Raw genomic sequence first — 15,634 nt, forward strand, 5'->3', positions numbered from 1 at the left:
AAGTTCTGGCTTTGTATTTTTAACTTTTTGTTGACAGAGGAACTTCAATAAAATTAAACTTTTGTCTGGTCAGCAAAGCGGATTTTTAGATAGTCATCTTCCATCTTTGCCCCTGCTGGTTGTAGTGCTGCTAAGGCTTGTGGCAAAACTAAATTACGACGGTGGTTGCCAATGGTAATGTTTAATTCGTCTCCGGTTTTACTTAGTTGAACTTGGTCTTTAGGAATACCAGGTAAGTAAAGTTCTAAGCTGTATTGGTTTTCCTCTTGCACTACTCTTAGAGTTGTTTCTTTGTAATAAACCTGAGTTGGATCTTCATCTTGATAAAGGGTTTCCTTCAGGCGTTCTAATGAAGCCAATCCGCACATCTCTTCAGAAAATAGGGGAACTTCTTTCACGGGGAGAGGGTGAAAATTGTCATGAATTTCCTGGCGATATTGCTCCTGACTTTCCTTCCAACGTTGGAAAAATGGATCTTGGACTTCGCTGGGAATAATCCGATTAGCCACGACTAAATCTGTTGCAACATTATACAAACTCAGATAAGCATGGGCCCGGAGAGACTCTTTAATCACCATCTTTTCGGGATTGGTAACTAGACGCACTGAGGTTTGAGTATTGTCTGTTAATACTTTTTCCAGAGCTTCAATTTGCTCATAAAATTCATAAGGTGCATCCATCACCTCTTTGTCAGGTAGCGAAAAACCAGCAATCGGTCTAAAAAAAGGTTCAACTAAAGGCCGAAGTGCCACCGAGATGTTTTGAAATGGTTTGTAAAAACGGCGCATATACCAGCCACCGACTTCAGGTAAACTTAGTAAGCGCAGTGCTGTACCCGTAGGGGCTGAGTCGATAATTAAGACATCAAATTCCCCTTCATCGTAATGGCGTTTCATCCTTACCAAGCCAAAAATCTCATCCATGCCTGGTAAAATTGCCAATTCTTCCGCTTGTATGCCGTCTAAACCCCTTGCCTGTAAAACTTGGGTAATATAACGTTTCACAGCACCCCAGTTTCCCTCCAGTTCTTGCAACGCATCCAGTTCAGCACCCCACAGATTTGGGCGGATTTTTTGGGGTGCGTGTCCCAGTTCTATATCAAAACTGTCTGCCAGGGAGTGGGCAGGATCTGTACTTAAAACCAATGTCTGATAGCCTAGTTCCGCACAACGGAGTCCAGTTGCAGCAGCGACGGAAGTTTTGCCCACGCCGCCTTTACCGGTCATTAAAATTACACGCATAGATGCTTCTGTCCTGACTGAGGATTTTTTACATTTATTTACCATTATCGACTGTTTAAGGAAAATAAATGTCGTTTCAACACCTCTAGGCATTATTATCAGTATTTACCCTAACTAGTACAGCACGGCGTAAATAAACCACCCATTCCAAATCAATGAAATGCTTACGCTGTATTCATTTTTAATTTTTAATTTTTAATTTTTAATTCCGCCCTGCGGTACTAGTCTGTTGGGTTTTGCTGCAATAACTGATCAAGCTTAGTTTCCAGGGCTGAGAGTTTTTTGAGAATTGTGGGGCGATCGCCATCAAGAGAAATTAGTAAATTGGTTATTCTCTCTTGTATGTTGGTTAATTGTGCCACTGCATTCTGAATTTGAAGCATTGCTTCTCGAAGTTCTTGGCGTTCCTGTCGTGCTTCCGCCATTTCATCTAACATAGCTTGGACTGTTTTAGCTTAAACGAAAAGAAGCCCCACACTCACGCTTACGGAGTGTGGGATGAATTTTTGGGTGATGACGAATTGACCTACAACCAATTCAATCTGCAGGATTGACAGGGCAGTGGGTCGATGATAGCGCAGCGTTAGCGGGTACTCCCGCGTCGGAATCACCATAAATCTTGCAGCAGCTGAGAACGAAAAACTTGAACAATATTGTGCAATCACAGGCAGAGCAGCAACTGATGTGATTCGGGAGTTAATTCGCTCTCTTGACAAAAGTCCAATTACCTTAACGTCTGACGGTTAAATCATCTCATCTTTTTAATCATGACTTTTTCGAGAGAAAAAATGCTGCTTCACCACATCTAAAAGTGAACAGTTCCAATAATCAATATGGGATACAATCAAACCATCAGAGTTAAGACCTAATTCACTCCAACCGGGAATAGATATTCTTGGCTTCCAGGGGAGAGGAGTATTCCAACTGAGTGTCCACTCAGTTTTTATTGTGTCTCCTAAACGTTGAATATTATGTAAGTCCATCTGGGAATCTAAAAACCAAGTTTGGATAAAACTAATCATTTCTTTGTAACGTTTAACGCCACGAAATTTATTCAACGGGTCTTGAAAAAAAACATCTGGAGCGTAAATGCTGTAAGTTTGATTTACTGGGAATCTTTGATAGTCTTCTTTGAGAATTTCAATAATATCCATGATACATAAATATATCTGTAAATTGGTTTAATCTGAAAAATCAAAAGTTGAAATCAACCCTCATTCCATAAACGTTTTAACTGATGCCGCCAAGCAGTCAGCACTTCTTCTCGCCCTTCTGGAGTTTGATTGATTTCACCCATCAATCCTTCGGCATAAAAGCGTTCTAAGCTTTGCATAGTAGCTTGCAGAGATTGTCCTTGCTGTTTTGCTGCCTGAATAACTTGCCGGATGCGGCTTTCAATTAGTCGATTAAAGACATTATCTAATCCATATCTCACCACTCCCGCGCATTCATCTCACACCCCTAAAAGTGGGTGTGAGGCTTCTGCTGATCTAGCTAAAGTGTGACTATTATGTTGAAATACCCCCCAAATTCCCCCTTCATACAAAGCGTAACGTACTTCTTGAGTGTCATCGAAGTTGGCTTCTAGGAACTGTTCTAAAAATGGTTGGGCTTCTTGGATGGGCACAATAGGCAGTAAAACTCGCAGCCAAGCATTATCTTCGGAAAGCAGCACCAACAGCCGAAAAGTAGAAGTATCTACTTGCCACGATCCAGGATCAATGCCAGCAACAGCCGATGTGCCAAATAATTCTGTGAGCGTACCCGCAATTTCTTCAGGTGTCATAAGGCTTTATTTATATATAGCCTCTAGATTAGCGCAGAGGTGCATCAGCTTATTCAATCGCTCCCATTAGTTTTAATGCTACGCCCTGTGCAGATGTTAACCCTGTTACACCTGTGATATTCAGCCCTGCACACAGTTTATAGCTAATGGTCTTAATATTAAAAATTATTATAGAATATTTTGCTATTAAATACGGTAAATCGACTGATTTATAGTAAATAATAGTGAAGATGCTAGTTACTTAATTAAATTATTACTTCAACTAGTGAAGTATCAAATTGTAACTACATAAATCAATTCATCGTTCATTTAGCAAAGAGATACACCATGACAAATGATGTGATTCAACAACAAATTGAATATTATCGCGCCAGAGCTAACGAATACGATCAGTGGTTTTATCGAACTGATCGTTATGATCGTGGTAAAGAACTCAATCAACGCTGGTTTAATGAATTAGCTATCGTCAGAACCGCCTTACACCAAATTAAGCCAGTCGAACACATCTTAGAAATCGCCTGTGGTACAGGAATCTGGACACAAGAACTTTTAAAAATTGGTCAGCAAATTACAGCGATTGATGCCGTTTCTGAAGTCATTGAGATTAATCAACAAAAACTTCAATCTCCCAAAGTTAATTATCAGCAATGGGATTTATTCACTTGGGAACCCTATCAGCAATACGATTTAGTGTTTTTTTCTTTCTGGCTATCTCACGTTCCTCCGATAAGACTCAATTCGTTTCTCCAGAAAATTTCTCGCTCTGTTCGCCCTGGAGGTGAGATATTTATCATTGATTCTCGCTTTGAACCAACCTCTACTGCAAAAGACCATATTCTTAAGAACGACGAAAGTATTTATAAGGTTCGTAAATTAAATGATGGTCAGAAATTTCAGATCGTCAAGATTTTCTATGAGCCAGATGAATTGGATAATGAATTGGTGAGCGCTCATTTTAAAGCCGAAGTGAAAATAACAGAAAACTACTTTATTTATGCTTACGGTAAGAAGATTACATGACTTTTTACAGATATAGAAAAGGGAAAGGGGTTCAATACTTTTCCCTTCTGCCAGCCACGACCGAGCAAGAAAGATATCAGTCGAATAGGTGTGCGCCCCCAAGAATTGAATGTATTTCACTGAATTGAAATATGTGATTTAAATGATCGAATTGCTCAAAAACACGATGCCGATCGCACACAAAGCAAAGCCAGCAATGCTCATTTTCCAAGGTGAAGTTCGGTTTATTTCTCCCATACCCATTGCCACACCAATTTCTCTGGCACTCATAGCAACTGCAAACAGAGTTAAGGCAATGCCTAGTATATATGCAACTAGTGGGATCATTTCTGCCCCAATAATAGATTCAGCATCAGCGTAACCCTGAAATAAACCAGCACTAATACTTACCAGAGCAAGCACCATTAAGTTTAGTTGATTTGGCACGATCAGCATAGTACCAAAAACAATGGTAAAGATAGCGATGGCTGCGCCCGCCGTTGGCATCGCTATTTCTGTACCTGGTAAATTTAGCTGCAATAAATGAATTACAATGCCCAAAACTGTTGCGAAGATAAAACATCCAGCGATCGCAGCGCCACGAACAAACACAGATGAGAGTAAGCCAATCGCAACAATACCAACTAAACAATTTAAGCTAATTACTGGATCTGCCAATCCCCAGAGAAAGCCTTCCCAGCCGTTAGAGATGCTATGGTCAACTGGTGTTCCACTCAATGAACTCAGTAAGCTAATTAAAATTAAAGCTGCGATCGCCCCAATATGGCGATGCACTAATTTCGAGGTATAAAGTTCCCCCAAAGCACGGGATTCTGATAATTTAGTCTTGAACATTGCTATATGCCAAATTAGTTTTTTCGGTAATTTATACTACCCACATACCCGAAAAAACTAACGAAATAATCACACTAGATGACACTAGCTTTATCAAGTTAGGGACTTCCAAAGAATAAATTATTCCAAAGTTCCCGCAACGATGGGCAAAACGATTTATCCAGAACCCTATGCCTCAAAGGTTAAAGGACGGTTGAAACGAAAGCTTGGCGAGTACTTTGGGCTAACTCAGTTTGGGGTCAATCTGACCCATCTTTCACCTGGTGCAGTGTCTGCCCTTGCCCATAGTCACTCAAAGCAGGATGAATTCATTTTTATTCTAGAGGGAACTCCAACTTTGGTGCTGGGAGAACAGGAATTCTCGTTGAGTGCCGGGGATTGCTATGGATTCAAAGCGGGTACGGGAATTGCCCTTCTTTCCAACAACTTTTGCAGCCTTATTATTCCCAGAGATTAGGTAACGTAGATTTAATAGTATTGCTATCGATTAGCGTTGGTGAAGTTTGCCCCTCGGATGTCGGCATAGCTGAAGTTTGCATCCGCAAGGTCTTTCCTACCTTTAAAGTTACGGCCTCGGAGATTTTGACCGGAGAAATCCATAACAACCTCGCTCCTTTTAAATAATTTGTAATTTTGATGTTGGCTGTTTTCAGCTTGACCTTTCTGTTTTTAGTCAGGCATCAGTAATTACATCACAAATTAAGGGACTTCCAGAAATTGAAGAAGGCAGAAGGCAGGAGGCAGAAGGCTTTTATGTTTCGTTCAGATGGGGACTCAAACCCAAAGAGTTCGAGAGCCACCAAATTTTCTTGTTTTGTGGGGGTCTTAAACCCTTGCAACCGACCGTCGCGCAGATGGTGACGCTCCTGCGTCGCTAACGCTGCGCTATCGGGCCAGAAGAGTTGGGATAAATCCCTTCTGCCTTTCTTCAATAATGATAATCATTTTAAGGAGAGAGAAAAGGGTGTGGGGTGTAGGGAAGAGTGTTATTTTTTCCCGTAATTCTGGGAACCGTAAAAGTAGTAATTACAGATTGCAGCAATGGTTAAAAATTTTCGGTTAGGTCGTTCACAAATACTGAGTTCTCGAATACTGATAGTATTTCAGATAGGATTTTATGTTGCTCTCTGGTGGTTTATTTTCGGGTCAGTAGGAGCCAGCAACAATCCCTATCGCTTACGTGGAGGAATTTATACGTACCTTGTCCTAATATCACTTCCACTGTTTTTCTATTTTCCTGCTGAGATATCTCTACAAAAAGCTGCTCTGAATCGTTACTTAAAAGTTTTACTTAGTCTTTTTCATGGATTTATTGTGTTTTTTTCCGGGCTAGGTACTCTAGCCTTGAGTTTCATATTGTTAACTGGAATGATGTCCGAAAATACTTATGTTTCACCAAGGGGTACACACTCAATTACAGTTTCTTGGGATTCAATAGGCGGCGTAAATACTGTCTATCGCCATAACTTTCTTACCGAACAAAGGATAGGTGTTATCCACACAAAACCAAAAGGCTTCGCCAAAAAATTGACACAAATTTATTGGACAGAAGATGAAAGTTATATTTTGTGGAATCTTGAAAATAAAAAAGGAGTTTTGAAGTTGTAGCTCAAACTGACAATGTTTAAATTCACCTGTGTAATGATTCATCGTAACCTCACAAAAAAAATAAGCCACTCGTTGTCAAAGAGAGTCCCTTATTTTGTACACCTACATATCCGCGCTTTGAAACCAATTAATTTCCTCTCCCTGCCACAGTTCCAGTCTCTATAAGTGTGTTCTTTTCGAGGTATGTGGCTAGTCTTGCTGCTGTCCAACGACCAAATTCATACCCATACTCTAGTGGTTCTTTTTCAATTATTTCTAATAATAAATCCTCATATTCTTTGGTAACTTTGCGGAAATTACTTTCAGAATCAGCGTCAGACTTTGTGTAAATGGAATCAGCAAGACCTACCTGATATTACGGAAATAGAACGCAGCCATGCGATCGCCAATTTTCAAGGTAATCAAAATCCATTAGTGCTAGATGTCACATTAGCAGAACGGGCATACTGTAATTCTTCGAGGTTGTTTGAATTCCAGCAGACATTATCCAGTGTGTATATTTTGTCAAATATTGAATGGCAAATTATACACGCGGGATCGACAATTGTCCTTAATGTTCAATGTTGTACTAATGCAGTAATTCCTCAACTTGATGTTGGCTCCACAAGGTTCTGTATAAACCCTGTTGTTGTACAAGTTCTAAGTGTTTGCCTATCTGCACAATTTTTCCCTTTTCGATCACAAAAATTCGGTCAGCCGCCGCCGCCGCCGATAATTGGTGCGTAATAAAAATTACTGTTTTTCGTTCAGTACCACCGGAGAGATTTTTGAGGATTTGCGTGGCTGTTTGATTATCTACACTAGAGAGGGCATCATCCAAAATTAACACTGGAGCATTGACCAGCATCGCCCTAGCCAAAGCAGTGCGTTGTCGTTGACCGCCAGAAAGAGTAATGCCGCGTTCACCAACAAGAGTTTCGTATTGCTGCGGAAAATTGTGAATTTCTGATTCAATTTGAGCAAGTTTAGCAACAGATTCTACCTGCTCTTGTTCGCTAACTGGATCACCGTAGCGGATATTATTTTTGATGGTGGTGCTAAATAAAAAGCTATCTTGAGGAACATAGGCGATCGCACCTCGTAAATCTGCCAAAGCGATCTTAGTAATATCTAGCCCATCTAAAAACAATTGCCCTGATTCAATATCCAACAAGCGCGGCAAAGCATTGGCCAAAGTAGATTTCCCCGAACCAATTGCCCCAACAATGGCCACGGTTTCTCCAGCTGCAATGGTAAAGTTAACATTTTCTAAAGCTGGAGTCGTGGAACCAGGGTAAGTGTAGGTGAGATTTTTAGCTGTCACTTCCCCTTGAAGTTCAGCCACCGGTAGATGCATGGCATCGGCTGGATCTTTAATTTTCGGTGTGACAGAGAGAATAGATTCAAGCCTATCGATACTAACTTCACCCCGTTGGTAGGCAGTAATTGTGAATCCTAAAAGGGCTGTGGGGAAAACTAGACGCTCTACATAAATTAACAATGCTAAAAAATCGCCAACCTGAAGGGTTCCAGAAGACATCCGCGCCGCCCCTAGCCAGATGATCACCAGCGAACTGATATTAGCTAGCCCGCCAATTAGCGGAAAAAGTGTATTTCGGCTTTTTGCCAATTCTAAGTTAGCAGTCAATAGCTGCTGATTTTTCTTGGCGAAGGCTCGACGCTCGTTTGCTTCTTGGGCATAGATTTTAATTAAGGCAATGCCACTGATATCCTCTTGGATGAGTTCGCTGATGTCAGAGAGTTGCTCTTGGACTGCTGCTTGTTGTTTGCGTAAGCGAGTACTAAACAGACTTACCAACAAGAGCATAAAAGGGTACACTGCCAGAGCTGCTACTGTGAGATCCGCACTAATTGCCAGCATGACTGGCAGTGTCAGGGCGTAGGCAAACACCGTATTTGCCAAACTCAAAACCGCAAAACCCAATAACCGCTTGATATTGTCCACATCACTGGTAGCCCGACTAATCAAATCGCCAGCAGTATTACTAGCAAAATAAGCCGGCTCCAGCTTGAGTAAGTGTTCAAAAATTCGTTGTTTCAGATCAAATTCTACCTGCCGCCCAACTCCAAATAGCCAAATGCGTGATGCCATCCGCATTAGCCACATCGCCGAACTGAGCAAGACAATAATCACTACATAATGTAGTATTTGGTTCCAACTGAAGGTTGTCGAGAGTTTATCAACACCAGCACGAATCAACCAAGGGATATAAACGCCTAGTGCATTGACAGACAACAAAGCGAGAATGCCTAAAGACGCCTCCCGCCAATGGGGTCGTAAGTAAGCACTGAGTTTAGCGAGTCGTCGAGATTTTGCCATTCAAGCAATTTTGCAACTTTATCATCCTAGATTAACTGCTACTCCAACAAGGCAGCTATGCGGAGGGAATATCCCTTGTAAATTCAGCTTTTGTTACCTCTTTCAACTGGATAGTTAGTTATTGCCATTCGTTACTAGTAGTCCACCACAGCAAGTTTAATGAAGAAATAAGTTCGTAGTGAGTTAGCGCGGTCTTCTCCCTTGGCGCTAGCCTCTCCCTTTGGGAGAAGGGGAGATGCCAAGGGCGATAGCGTCGCATTAGCGAGTCCACGAGCGGGGGTTTCCCCCATGAGCTACTAACGATAGCGGAATCTTGGCGAGTCTTGTCTACGACACGCCAAGGGCGTTAGCGAGTCATCGAGCGTCACCCAATGGGTAAGGACTTTAGTCCTTGGTTTGAGCGCTCAAGCGCTGACTACGAACTCATTAAAGTTGCCTTGCCTTATTACCGTTGAACACGCAAGAAGTTGTAAAGGTAAGCGAGATAACTTTCCCAAGTTCTTGTTGTAAATTGCAACGTATCCGCGTTTGGTACAAAGTCTTCAAGTCGTAAACCGCCTGTGCGAATAGCTGGAGAACTTACTTGTAATAGGTAAGGAGGCACATTCAAATTATAAGAAAGAATGCGATCGCCAGTCACATCTGAGATACCCAGTGCAGTAGTTTGTTGCCCTAATGCCACGAGTGTCCCAGATGTTGGTGCAGCAGTTGCTACAGGGGTATTACCTGCCATTGCTCCTAAAGGCGCTCTATAAAGGAAATAAGCGACTGCTGGCGTACTTGCCAACAGCAAAATTGTCAGTGCCCAACCGATCAAGAATCCTCCTGGTTTCTCGATCCCACCTCCTTTGATTTTCTGAGCTGCCAAAATCATCAGCAAAACAGAGGCTCCTAGAGGCTTAAGTGGAAAAGACAGCATCCTCCATAACGAGGCCACAGCTGGTTCACTGGGGTTAAGAAATGATAGGGCTACGATTACCAAAATAACGACTAAGATTGTTCGCCCTACAAAAGTTCCAGAGGGATAAAATCGCTGGAACAGAGAATATACGATAGTGCCAATCAGCAGCCACAGCAGTACCCGGCTTAACAATAGAAACATAGGTTAACTCTCAAATTTTCTGGTGCAATGAGCCAGTGTGGTGGTGAGGCAGTCCGCTTTAATTGGGGTTTCGACGCCACCTGGTTCTCCTGTGGTTGCCTTTGTGCTAACAACCGGGAGAACCCCGGTAACACATTGGCTCCCCAGGAGGAACTGCGTTGCATGATTTCCCTGTATAAAACAACTAGCGACATCTTAGCTGTAGCGACGCTAGGAGCGTCACCCGTAAGGGTCAACCTAGAGGTTTCGGGAAATAGATTTATTTTATTGTCAAATTGTAATCGCACTGTTTGACTTAAAATACCTCAAACCTCACACCCAAAGACTACCGTCGTAGTGATTTTAGTTCAAATTTTTAACACTGCGTCTATTATTTATAATTTTCCAGAAGAGTAATGTGGCACCGGTAAACTAAATTAATTGAGTAATCCACTCAAAAGGAAAAACTATGTCGCCTGAAAAGCCTAGCATTTTGGTAACGGGGGGAGCTGGATATATTGGTTCCCATACGGTGCTTGCTTTGAAGCAAGCGGGTTATAACGTTGTTATACTTGATAATCTGGTTTATGGGCATCGTGACCTGGTAGAAAAGGTTTTACAGGTAGAACTGATTGTCGGGGATACAGGCGATCGCGCCTTGCTAGATCACCTATTTAAAACCCACGATATTGCGGCTGTCATGCACTTTTCTGCTTACGCCTACGTAGGAGAATCAGTGACTGACCCAGCTAAATATTACCGCAATAACGTTGTTGGTACTTTGACCCTGTTAGAAGCAATGCTGACGGCATCTGTGAAGAAATTTGTCTTTTCTTCTACCTGTGCCACTTACGGGGTACCGGAATTTGTACCCATTCCCGAAACCCATCCCCAAAATCCGATTAATCCTTATGGCGCTACAAAGCTAATAGTAGAGAGGATTCTTTCTGATTTTGATGTTGCTTACGGTTTCCAGTCAGTGCGTTTCCGCTATTTCAATGCTGCTGGTGCTAATCCCAGTGGCTTACTGGGCGAAGATCACAACCCAGAAACCCATTTGATTCCTTTGGTGCTGATGACAGCTTTAGGTAAACGAGAATCTATCTCAATTTTTGGCACCGATTACCCCACACCCGATGGTACTTGTATTCGCGATTATATTCACGTTAACGACTTAGCAGATGCCCACATTTTGGGATTGGAATATTTATTAAAAGGTGGCGATAGCGAAGTTTTCAATTTGGGTAATGGTAGCGGCTTCTCCGTCAGAGAAGTCATTGCAGCAGCCGAGGAAGTGACTGGAGTTAGTATCCCAATCGAGGAACGCGATCGCCGTCCTGGCGATCCCCCAATTCTCATTGGCACCAGCGAGAAAGCCAGAACAATCTTAGGCTGGCAACCTCAGTATCCATCTATCCAAGATATTGTCGCTCATGCGTGGCAGTGGCATCAAAAGCGACATAAGTAGGAGGGAATGGGGAATTGGGACTAGGGAATGGGAAAGAGGAGGCAGGAGGCAGAAATAAATTCTTTAATTTTGAATTTTGAATTTTGAATTGATTTCTCCCTCATCTCCCCACTCCCTACTCCCTCTCTCCTCTCATACTTCGCAGTACTACAACTAAGATGGCGATAAATCCGAAGATTGGCAGTGCGATCGCCCAAAGTGGTAATTTCTGAGATTCACCATCTACTAAATTGCCATTGACATCTCGCTGGTTTTGTGTATCTTGTGTAGATCCTCCTGCCACAGTAACTTCAAATTTGAACTGAAAGGGTTTGAATCTTGCCCCAGAGATTGGTTTACCATTTAGTTGCAACTCATAAATACCTGGTTTGGGAAAGACAATTTCCGCACCTGGGATGCCTTGATAGCGTTCAGTTGCCACAGGTTTTAACTCTGGTTCTAGCAGTGCAGGCTCTCCGGCTGCATAAGGTTCGGCATAAACAGCCAACTGACAATTACACTGTGACAGGGGAATCACCTTTCCACCTCTGCGGGTAAGTGCAAACCAGGCTTGGGAGGGTTCTCCGGCACGGGGATTATCATTTGGTTCAATGTGGAGGGTACCACCGACATCTCCAGCTACTTCCACCTTATGAGCAAAAGCAGGGTTAAGATTAGTTATTGATATAACTAAGCAACTCAGGAATAATAAATACTTTATTGTTCCTTGACTGTGCCAAGAAATGCCTTTAAATAGGTAATGCCTCTGTTTTTGACTCGTTGAAATGGAGCCAGAAAACAAAGATGATTTACCGTGATTTGGTTGGGGGAACATAAAACTTTTCTACGGCTAACTTTGACCAAAAAAAGCGCGAACGTACTAGCAAAACACTGAGGGTCACAATTCCCATCAGTACTACCGCTAATTTATTTCCCCAAGTTGATTGCAAGGAACCCAAGTAATGGGAACCAATCAACACAGTATGAATGACACTCAAGAGCAAGGCTGGCACACCCAATAGATGAATCTGTCGCCAACGCTTACCCCAAGATTTCTGCAAGGATTCCCAACTCGTAAAAGCGGCGGGGGACATTAATACCAATGCTACAGCACCCGCAGCCATACCCCACTGAAATTCTGGCGGCATAAAATCAAAGGCGGCAAAATTCCATTGCAATGAGTGTTCTATCATGTGGGCGGTGTGAACCACAGAAAGCACAAAAGATCCCACTCCCAAGGCGCGGCGGTAACGCAGTGGTGATGCCCACAAGCCACTAATGGGACGCGCAATTAACGCCAAAATTAAGCAAAATAAAGCGGCGTGTCCGGTGTAATCTACCATTGTGTCACCAGTCCGCAACAAGGTGATAGCGCCAATGGTGAGCGTCACCCAACCCCCTAATCGAAACAACTGACTGCGCCTGTCTTTACTTACCAAAGATGTGGAAACGCCTACACCTAGCATCGTCGGCAGGGTTCCCAAGCCAAAAGCTAGCATCGTTGCCCCACCCATCCATAAATTGCCCGTTTCAGCAGCTTTAATTTGGGCAGCATAGAGGAAACCACAGGGCATTAAACCCCAAGTCATCCCTAAAAGCATTGGTGTCCACCATTTAGTTTTTAAGGAAAGCTTAACCATTCCGGTGCTGAGGCGATCGTGTAAAGTACCTTGCAATAGGGGATGTAACACGGGAATGCGCGGCAGCAAATCGGGCTTTACTTGTCCTAAGCCAAACCAAATCAGCATCACACCAGTTACAATTGCCATCCAGCGCCGGAAGTCGCTACCAACACCCGCTAGCTGTCCACCTTGCAGCAATACCGAACCTAGCGCCCCAATACCACCACCGACTAGAGCATAGCTCAACATCCGCCCCAGGTTTAGCAGGATATGAAATTTTAATTGCTGTTGCCAAGTTTCAGACTTTTCTAAGGGTGATGTCTGTTTCGGCTGATGAGACAGAGAAAACGCCACCGTTAGGGGGCCACACATCCCAAAGCAATGTCCAAAACTCCCCAGGAATCCCACGATCGCGATCAGCAATAAATCTACCATAAAAAAGCCCTGAGTCATGAGTTTTGAGTGTCAGAATAAAGATTTTGAAGAAGTAATCAGAAATTCTTTTCTTCTTTGCTCAGTACTCAGCACTCCTCTAGTGCGGCACTTTACGTGAAGTTGCGATCGCTGTCAAAAGACAAAGCGTAAAACTTGATGTTTACTCCAGTCAGGAAAGCCTGGGTGTAAACATTCGTAAAACTCCTTACACACAAGCTACTGAGAGCCACTGCTGCTCACTCTTATTGCGCGGGAGTGGCTTTTTTGCTTTTTGGATAAATGTAATCACACAAGTTTTAATTAAGAAAGTTATTAACGATTTATAAAACAAGTTTAATGTATTCATAATCTTTGGAAGTTTCTCATCTTTATATTATTTTAATAATTGATGTTTTTCGGAGGACATTTACTTCATAAGTAGTTCATGGATTTCCGATAAAAATTTATGTATTAATTCAGTAGATACTTTTTTTAACAATCTAGTAAATATTGGGTTATGACATCCTAAAAAATATAATACATTTTTCTTAATGTTTTTTAACTATAGCAATCCTATCTGATTTGTGAAAATCACAAGACTCAGATCCCCGACTTCTTAGAGAAGTCGGGGATCTCGTTGTTCACGAATGATTTAGGATTGCTATATAGGACTACTATTTTATTTTCAAAAAGATATGTAGGGTGTGTTAGCGACAGCGTAACGCACCAAATCCTTACGAATGGTGCGTTACGGATTTCATCCTAACGCACCCTACAGTACTACAAACCTTTCCACTAGCTAAGTCTGAGCATATCTCTTACGTAGTCGCGGCTATCTTCATGAAGACTCTCCAAGATAATCAGACGACCTTATACATTTCAACATTTCTGCAACAAACTAAATGTATCCTTAATGCTCGGCTTAATCTTTAAATTAAACTCTTTCGTTCTCAGTTACTTTAGATTAACTTCATAAAGTTTCGTCTTCTAAGTCAGTAGAGGCTGTTTTAATAATTCAGTAAATTTAGGGTTATAAGCTACTCAAAAATGAGCCTATATTTATCTTAATGCTTTCTGATTAGCTGTAGCGCCGAAGTACAGCAATGAATAGTTTTGCCTCCTCGAAAAATTTAATTTATGTTATGCATCTACTATCCATTTGTGAATCCTCAAACAAATAACATTTCTATAAAGCTTTTCGAGAAAGTGATTGCCCTGCATTTAAGAGAATATTAATGTTGTTGCCTTGGTGAGATGAAGCAAAGGACACAAATATTTCTGAAAAATCTGTATTTCACAACAAATCATCATTCTTTTTCAGGACAATGGCATTAAGCCATACGCCAATAAATTTGACGGCGTATGAAAATCTGGAAATAGAGAGGGTAGCCAAAATGACATCTTTTGAATCGAATGAGATTAATGCCGTTGAAGTGGATAATGTCGGGTTTGAAACTGTGGTATCACAGAGGGTATTAACCATCCCAGAAGCCAAGCGTGGTGTCTATACTCCTGTAGAGCTTGGTATTCGTATTACTAATAAAATGTTTTTTGGAATAATAGTATTAAGCCATGCACCAATCAGTGTGATGGCGCGTGAAAAAGTAGAAGTTGAGAGGGTAGCCTATATGTCATTTTTTAAATCAAACAATGATAATACCGTTCAAATAGATGGAATTCAATTTGAAACGGTGATGCCTGAGCGTGTACTGCGAATTCCACCAAAGCTGGCTGATACTAAAACTCAGATTCAGTTTGGCATTCAGATTACTAATAATACGGCAAATCCTCGTAATTTCTTACTCTTCGCAGCGCTTCCAGAATTCCTCCAAAAAAATAAGCAAAAAGTGTCACAATTTGGACCTAATGCTAACACAGCTGCATCTCCAGAATTCTCTGATTTTAAATTACTGATGCCTAGAGAAAGCATAACTTTCTTAGTGGAAGGATATTTTGAATGGTTTGAAAATGAACTGAAGTTCGCATTTTTGAGAAAAGATGCTACCTATTGGTGGTATGGCAATTTTAAATCTGGTACATACTCGATTAATGTCATATATGAAAATCCTTATCCTGCCTGGGAGCAAGCTAGTTGGGGGGATGGAATTATCTCTTTAATGCCAATGCGAAAGCAGCCAATAAATAATTACCTACCATCTGAGATTATCAAAATAGAAGATGTTTGGGTGGGTAAGATTTTTACACCCCCTCTTGAGTTTTACCTCATCCATTAGAGAACTGAATTTTAGTTGGAATTTCGA

14 protein-coding genes and 2 pseudogenes are annotated in these 15,634 nt (G+C 41.8%); 6 read left to right on the top strand and 10 right to left on the bottom strand.

Annotated features, from left to right (window positions below; translation table 11 throughout):
- Window positions 1-53: 53 nt before the first annotated feature.
- Both V7K97_RS06590 and V7K97_RS06595 read right to left on the bottom strand, forming a co-directional pair.
- Complete coding sequence (locus V7K97_RS06590) at window positions 54-1,241, bottom strand: TRC40/GET3/ArsA family transport-energizing ATPase (protein ID WP_334799974.1); 1,188 nt, start codon at window positions 1,239-1,241, stop codon at window positions 54-56.
- Between the two features lie 221 nt (window positions 1,242-1,462).
- Complete coding sequence (locus V7K97_RS06595) at window positions 1,463-1,678, bottom strand: hypothetical protein (RefSeq protein ID WP_334799976.1); 216 nt, start codon at window positions 1,676-1,678, stop codon at window positions 1,463-1,465.
- Between the two features lie 169 nt (window positions 1,679-1,847).
- Here V7K97_RS06595 and V7K97_RS06600 point away from each other — a divergent pair, with 169 nt between their 5' ends.
- The gene (locus V7K97_RS06600) at window positions 1,848-1,988 is read left to right on the top strand and encodes a CopG family transcriptional regulator (protein WP_334800093.1); all 141 of its coding nucleotides are present in this window, start codon (window positions 1,848-1,850) and stop codon (window positions 1,986-1,988) included.
- A 14-nt stretch (window positions 1,989-2,002) separates the two neighbouring features.
- Here the strand turns inward: V7K97_RS06600 and V7K97_RS06605 are convergent, their stop codons facing one another.
- Window positions 2,003-2,395, bottom strand: coding sequence for a DUF2358 domain-containing protein (locus V7K97_RS06605; protein WP_334799978.1), 393 nt, complete (start codon window positions 2,393-2,395; stop codon window positions 2,003-2,005).
- A gap of 53 nt (window positions 2,396-2,448) precedes the next feature.
- Window positions 2,449-3,027 (bottom strand): annotated as a pseudogene (locus V7K97_RS06610) (hypothetical protein).
- A gap of 327 nt (window positions 3,028-3,354) precedes the next feature.
- On the opposite strand from V7K97_RS06610, the gene V7K97_RS06615 reads away from it, so the two are divergent.
- A complete protein-coding gene (locus V7K97_RS06615) occupies window positions 3,355-4,047 on the top strand; it encodes a class I SAM-dependent methyltransferase (RefSeq protein ID WP_334799981.1) in 693 nt (230 codons plus the stop codon).
- A 138-nt stretch (window positions 4,048-4,185) separates the two neighbouring features.
- On the opposite strand, the gene V7K97_RS06620 is transcribed toward V7K97_RS06615, so the two are convergent.
- Window positions 4,186-4,881, bottom strand: coding sequence for a HupE/UreJ family protein (locus V7K97_RS06620; RefSeq protein ID WP_334799983.1), 696 nt, complete (start codon window positions 4,879-4,881; stop codon window positions 4,186-4,188).
- A gap of 142 nt (window positions 4,882-5,023) precedes the next feature.
- Between V7K97_RS06620 and V7K97_RS06625 the strand changes: the two genes are divergently transcribed.
- Window positions 5,024-5,338 (top strand): cupin domain-containing protein, encoded by a 315-nt coding sequence (locus V7K97_RS06625; RefSeq protein ID WP_334799984.1) that lies wholly within the window; start codon window positions 5,024-5,026, stop codon window positions 5,336-5,338.
- A gap of 29 nt (window positions 5,339-5,367) precedes the next feature.
- On the opposite strand, the pseudogene V7K97_RS06630 reads toward V7K97_RS06625, so the two are convergent.
- Window positions 5,368-5,481, bottom strand: a pseudogene (locus tag V7K97_RS06630) (pentapeptide repeat-containing protein); the annotation flags it as partial.
- Window positions 5,482-5,922: 441 nt separating this feature from the next.
- Here V7K97_RS06630 and V7K97_RS06635 point away from each other — a divergent pair.
- Window positions 5,923-6,489: a hypothetical protein gene (locus tag V7K97_RS06635; RefSeq protein ID WP_334799985.1), complete on the top strand. Its 567-nt coding sequence runs from the start codon at window positions 5,923-5,925 to the stop codon at window positions 6,487-6,489.
- 568 nt (window positions 6,490-7,057) lie between these two features.
- On the opposite strand, the gene V7K97_RS06645 is transcribed toward V7K97_RS06635, so the two are convergent.
- Entirely contained in the window at window positions 7,058-8,809 is a 1,752-nt protein-coding gene (locus V7K97_RS06645; RefSeq protein ID WP_334799986.1) for an ABC transporter ATP-binding protein, read from the bottom strand.
- 445 nt (window positions 8,810-9,254) lie between these two features.
- Window positions 9,255-9,911, bottom strand: coding sequence for a hypothetical protein (locus tag V7K97_RS06650; RefSeq protein WP_334799987.1), 657 nt, complete (start codon window positions 9,909-9,911; stop codon window positions 9,255-9,257).
- A gap of 448 nt (window positions 9,912-10,359) precedes the next feature.
- Here V7K97_RS06650 and galE point away from each other — a divergent pair, with 448 nt between their 5' ends.
- On the top strand, window positions 10,360-11,358 hold the full coding sequence (gene galE / locus V7K97_RS06655) for a UDP-glucose 4-epimerase GalE (protein ID WP_334799988.1): 999 nt from the start codon (window positions 10,360-10,362) through the stop codon (window positions 11,356-11,358).
- Between the two features lie 115 nt (window positions 11,359-11,473).
- On the opposite strand, the gene V7K97_RS06660 is transcribed toward galE, so the two are convergent.
- Complete coding sequence (locus V7K97_RS06660; protein ID WP_334799989.1) at window positions 11,474-12,172, bottom strand: hypothetical protein; 699 nt, start codon at window positions 12,170-12,172, stop codon at window positions 11,474-11,476.
- Window positions 12,147-13,394, bottom strand: a complete 1,248-nt coding sequence (locus V7K97_RS06665; protein ID WP_334800094.1) for an urease accessory protein UreH domain-containing protein — start codon at window positions 13,392-13,394, stop codon at window positions 12,147-12,149. The genes V7K97_RS06660 and V7K97_RS06665 overlap by 26 nt, the downstream gene beginning before the upstream one ends.
- Window positions 13,395-14,698: 1,304 nt before the next feature.
- Here V7K97_RS06665 and V7K97_RS06670 point away from each other — a divergent pair.
- Entirely contained in the window at window positions 14,699-15,607 is a 909-nt protein-coding gene (locus V7K97_RS06670) for a hypothetical protein (protein ID WP_334799991.1), read from the top strand.
- The last annotated feature ends 27 nt before the right edge of the window (window positions 15,608-15,634 follow it).

This window comes from Nostoc sp. (genome assembly GCF_036917815.1).
Classification (GTDB): Bacteria; Cyanobacteriota; Cyanobacteriia; order Cyanobacteriales; family Nostocaceae; genus Nostoc.

Bases quoted from the DNA above. Each gene is read 5' to 3' on its own strand.
- V7K97_RS06590 (WP_334799974.1), bottom strand. From the start codon at position 1,241: ATGCGTGTAATTTTAATGACCGGTAAAGGCGGCGTGGGCAAAACTTCC.
- V7K97_RS06595 (WP_334799976.1), bottom strand. From the start codon at position 1,678: ATGTTAGATGAAATGGCGGAAGCACGACAGGAACGCCAAGAACTTCGA.
- V7K97_RS06605 (WP_334799978.1), bottom strand. From the start codon at position 2,395: ATGGATATTATTGAAATTCTCAAAGAAGACTATCAAAGATTCCCAGTA.
- V7K97_RS06615 (WP_334799981.1), top strand. From the start codon at position 3,355: ATGACAAATGATGTGATTCAACAACAAATTGAATATTATCGCGCCAGA.
- V7K97_RS06620 (WP_334799983.1), bottom strand. From the start codon at position 4,881: ATGTTCAAGACTAAATTATCAGAATCCCGTGCTTTGGGGGAACTTTAT.
- V7K97_RS06625 (WP_334799984.1), top strand. From the start codon at position 5,024: ATGGGCAAAACGATTTATCCAGAACCCTATGCCTCAAAGGTTAAAGGA.
- V7K97_RS06635 (WP_334799985.1), top strand. From the start codon at position 5,923: ATGGTTAAAAATTTTCGGTTAGGTCGTTCACAAATACTGAGTTCTCGA.
- V7K97_RS06645 (WP_334799986.1), bottom strand. From the start codon at position 8,809: ATGGCAAAATCTCGACGACTCGCTAAACTCAGTGCTTACTTACGACCC.
- V7K97_RS06650 (WP_334799987.1), bottom strand. From the start codon at position 9,911: ATGTTTCTATTGTTAAGCCGGGTACTGCTGTGGCTGCTGATTGGCACT.
- galE (WP_334799988.1), top strand. From the start codon at position 10,360: ATGTCGCCTGAAAAGCCTAGCATTTTGGTAACGGGGGGAGCTGGATAT.
- V7K97_RS06660 (WP_334799989.1), bottom strand. From the start codon at position 12,172: ATGTTCCCCCAACCAAATCACGGTAAATCATCTTTGTTTTCTGGCTCC.
- V7K97_RS06665 (WP_334800094.1), bottom strand. From the start codon at position 13,394: ATGGTAGATTTATTGCTGATCGCGATCGTGGGATTCCTGGGGAGTTTT.
- V7K97_RS06670 (WP_334799991.1), top strand. From the start codon at position 14,699: ATGGCATTAAGCCATACGCCAATAAATTTGACGGCGTATGAAAATCTG.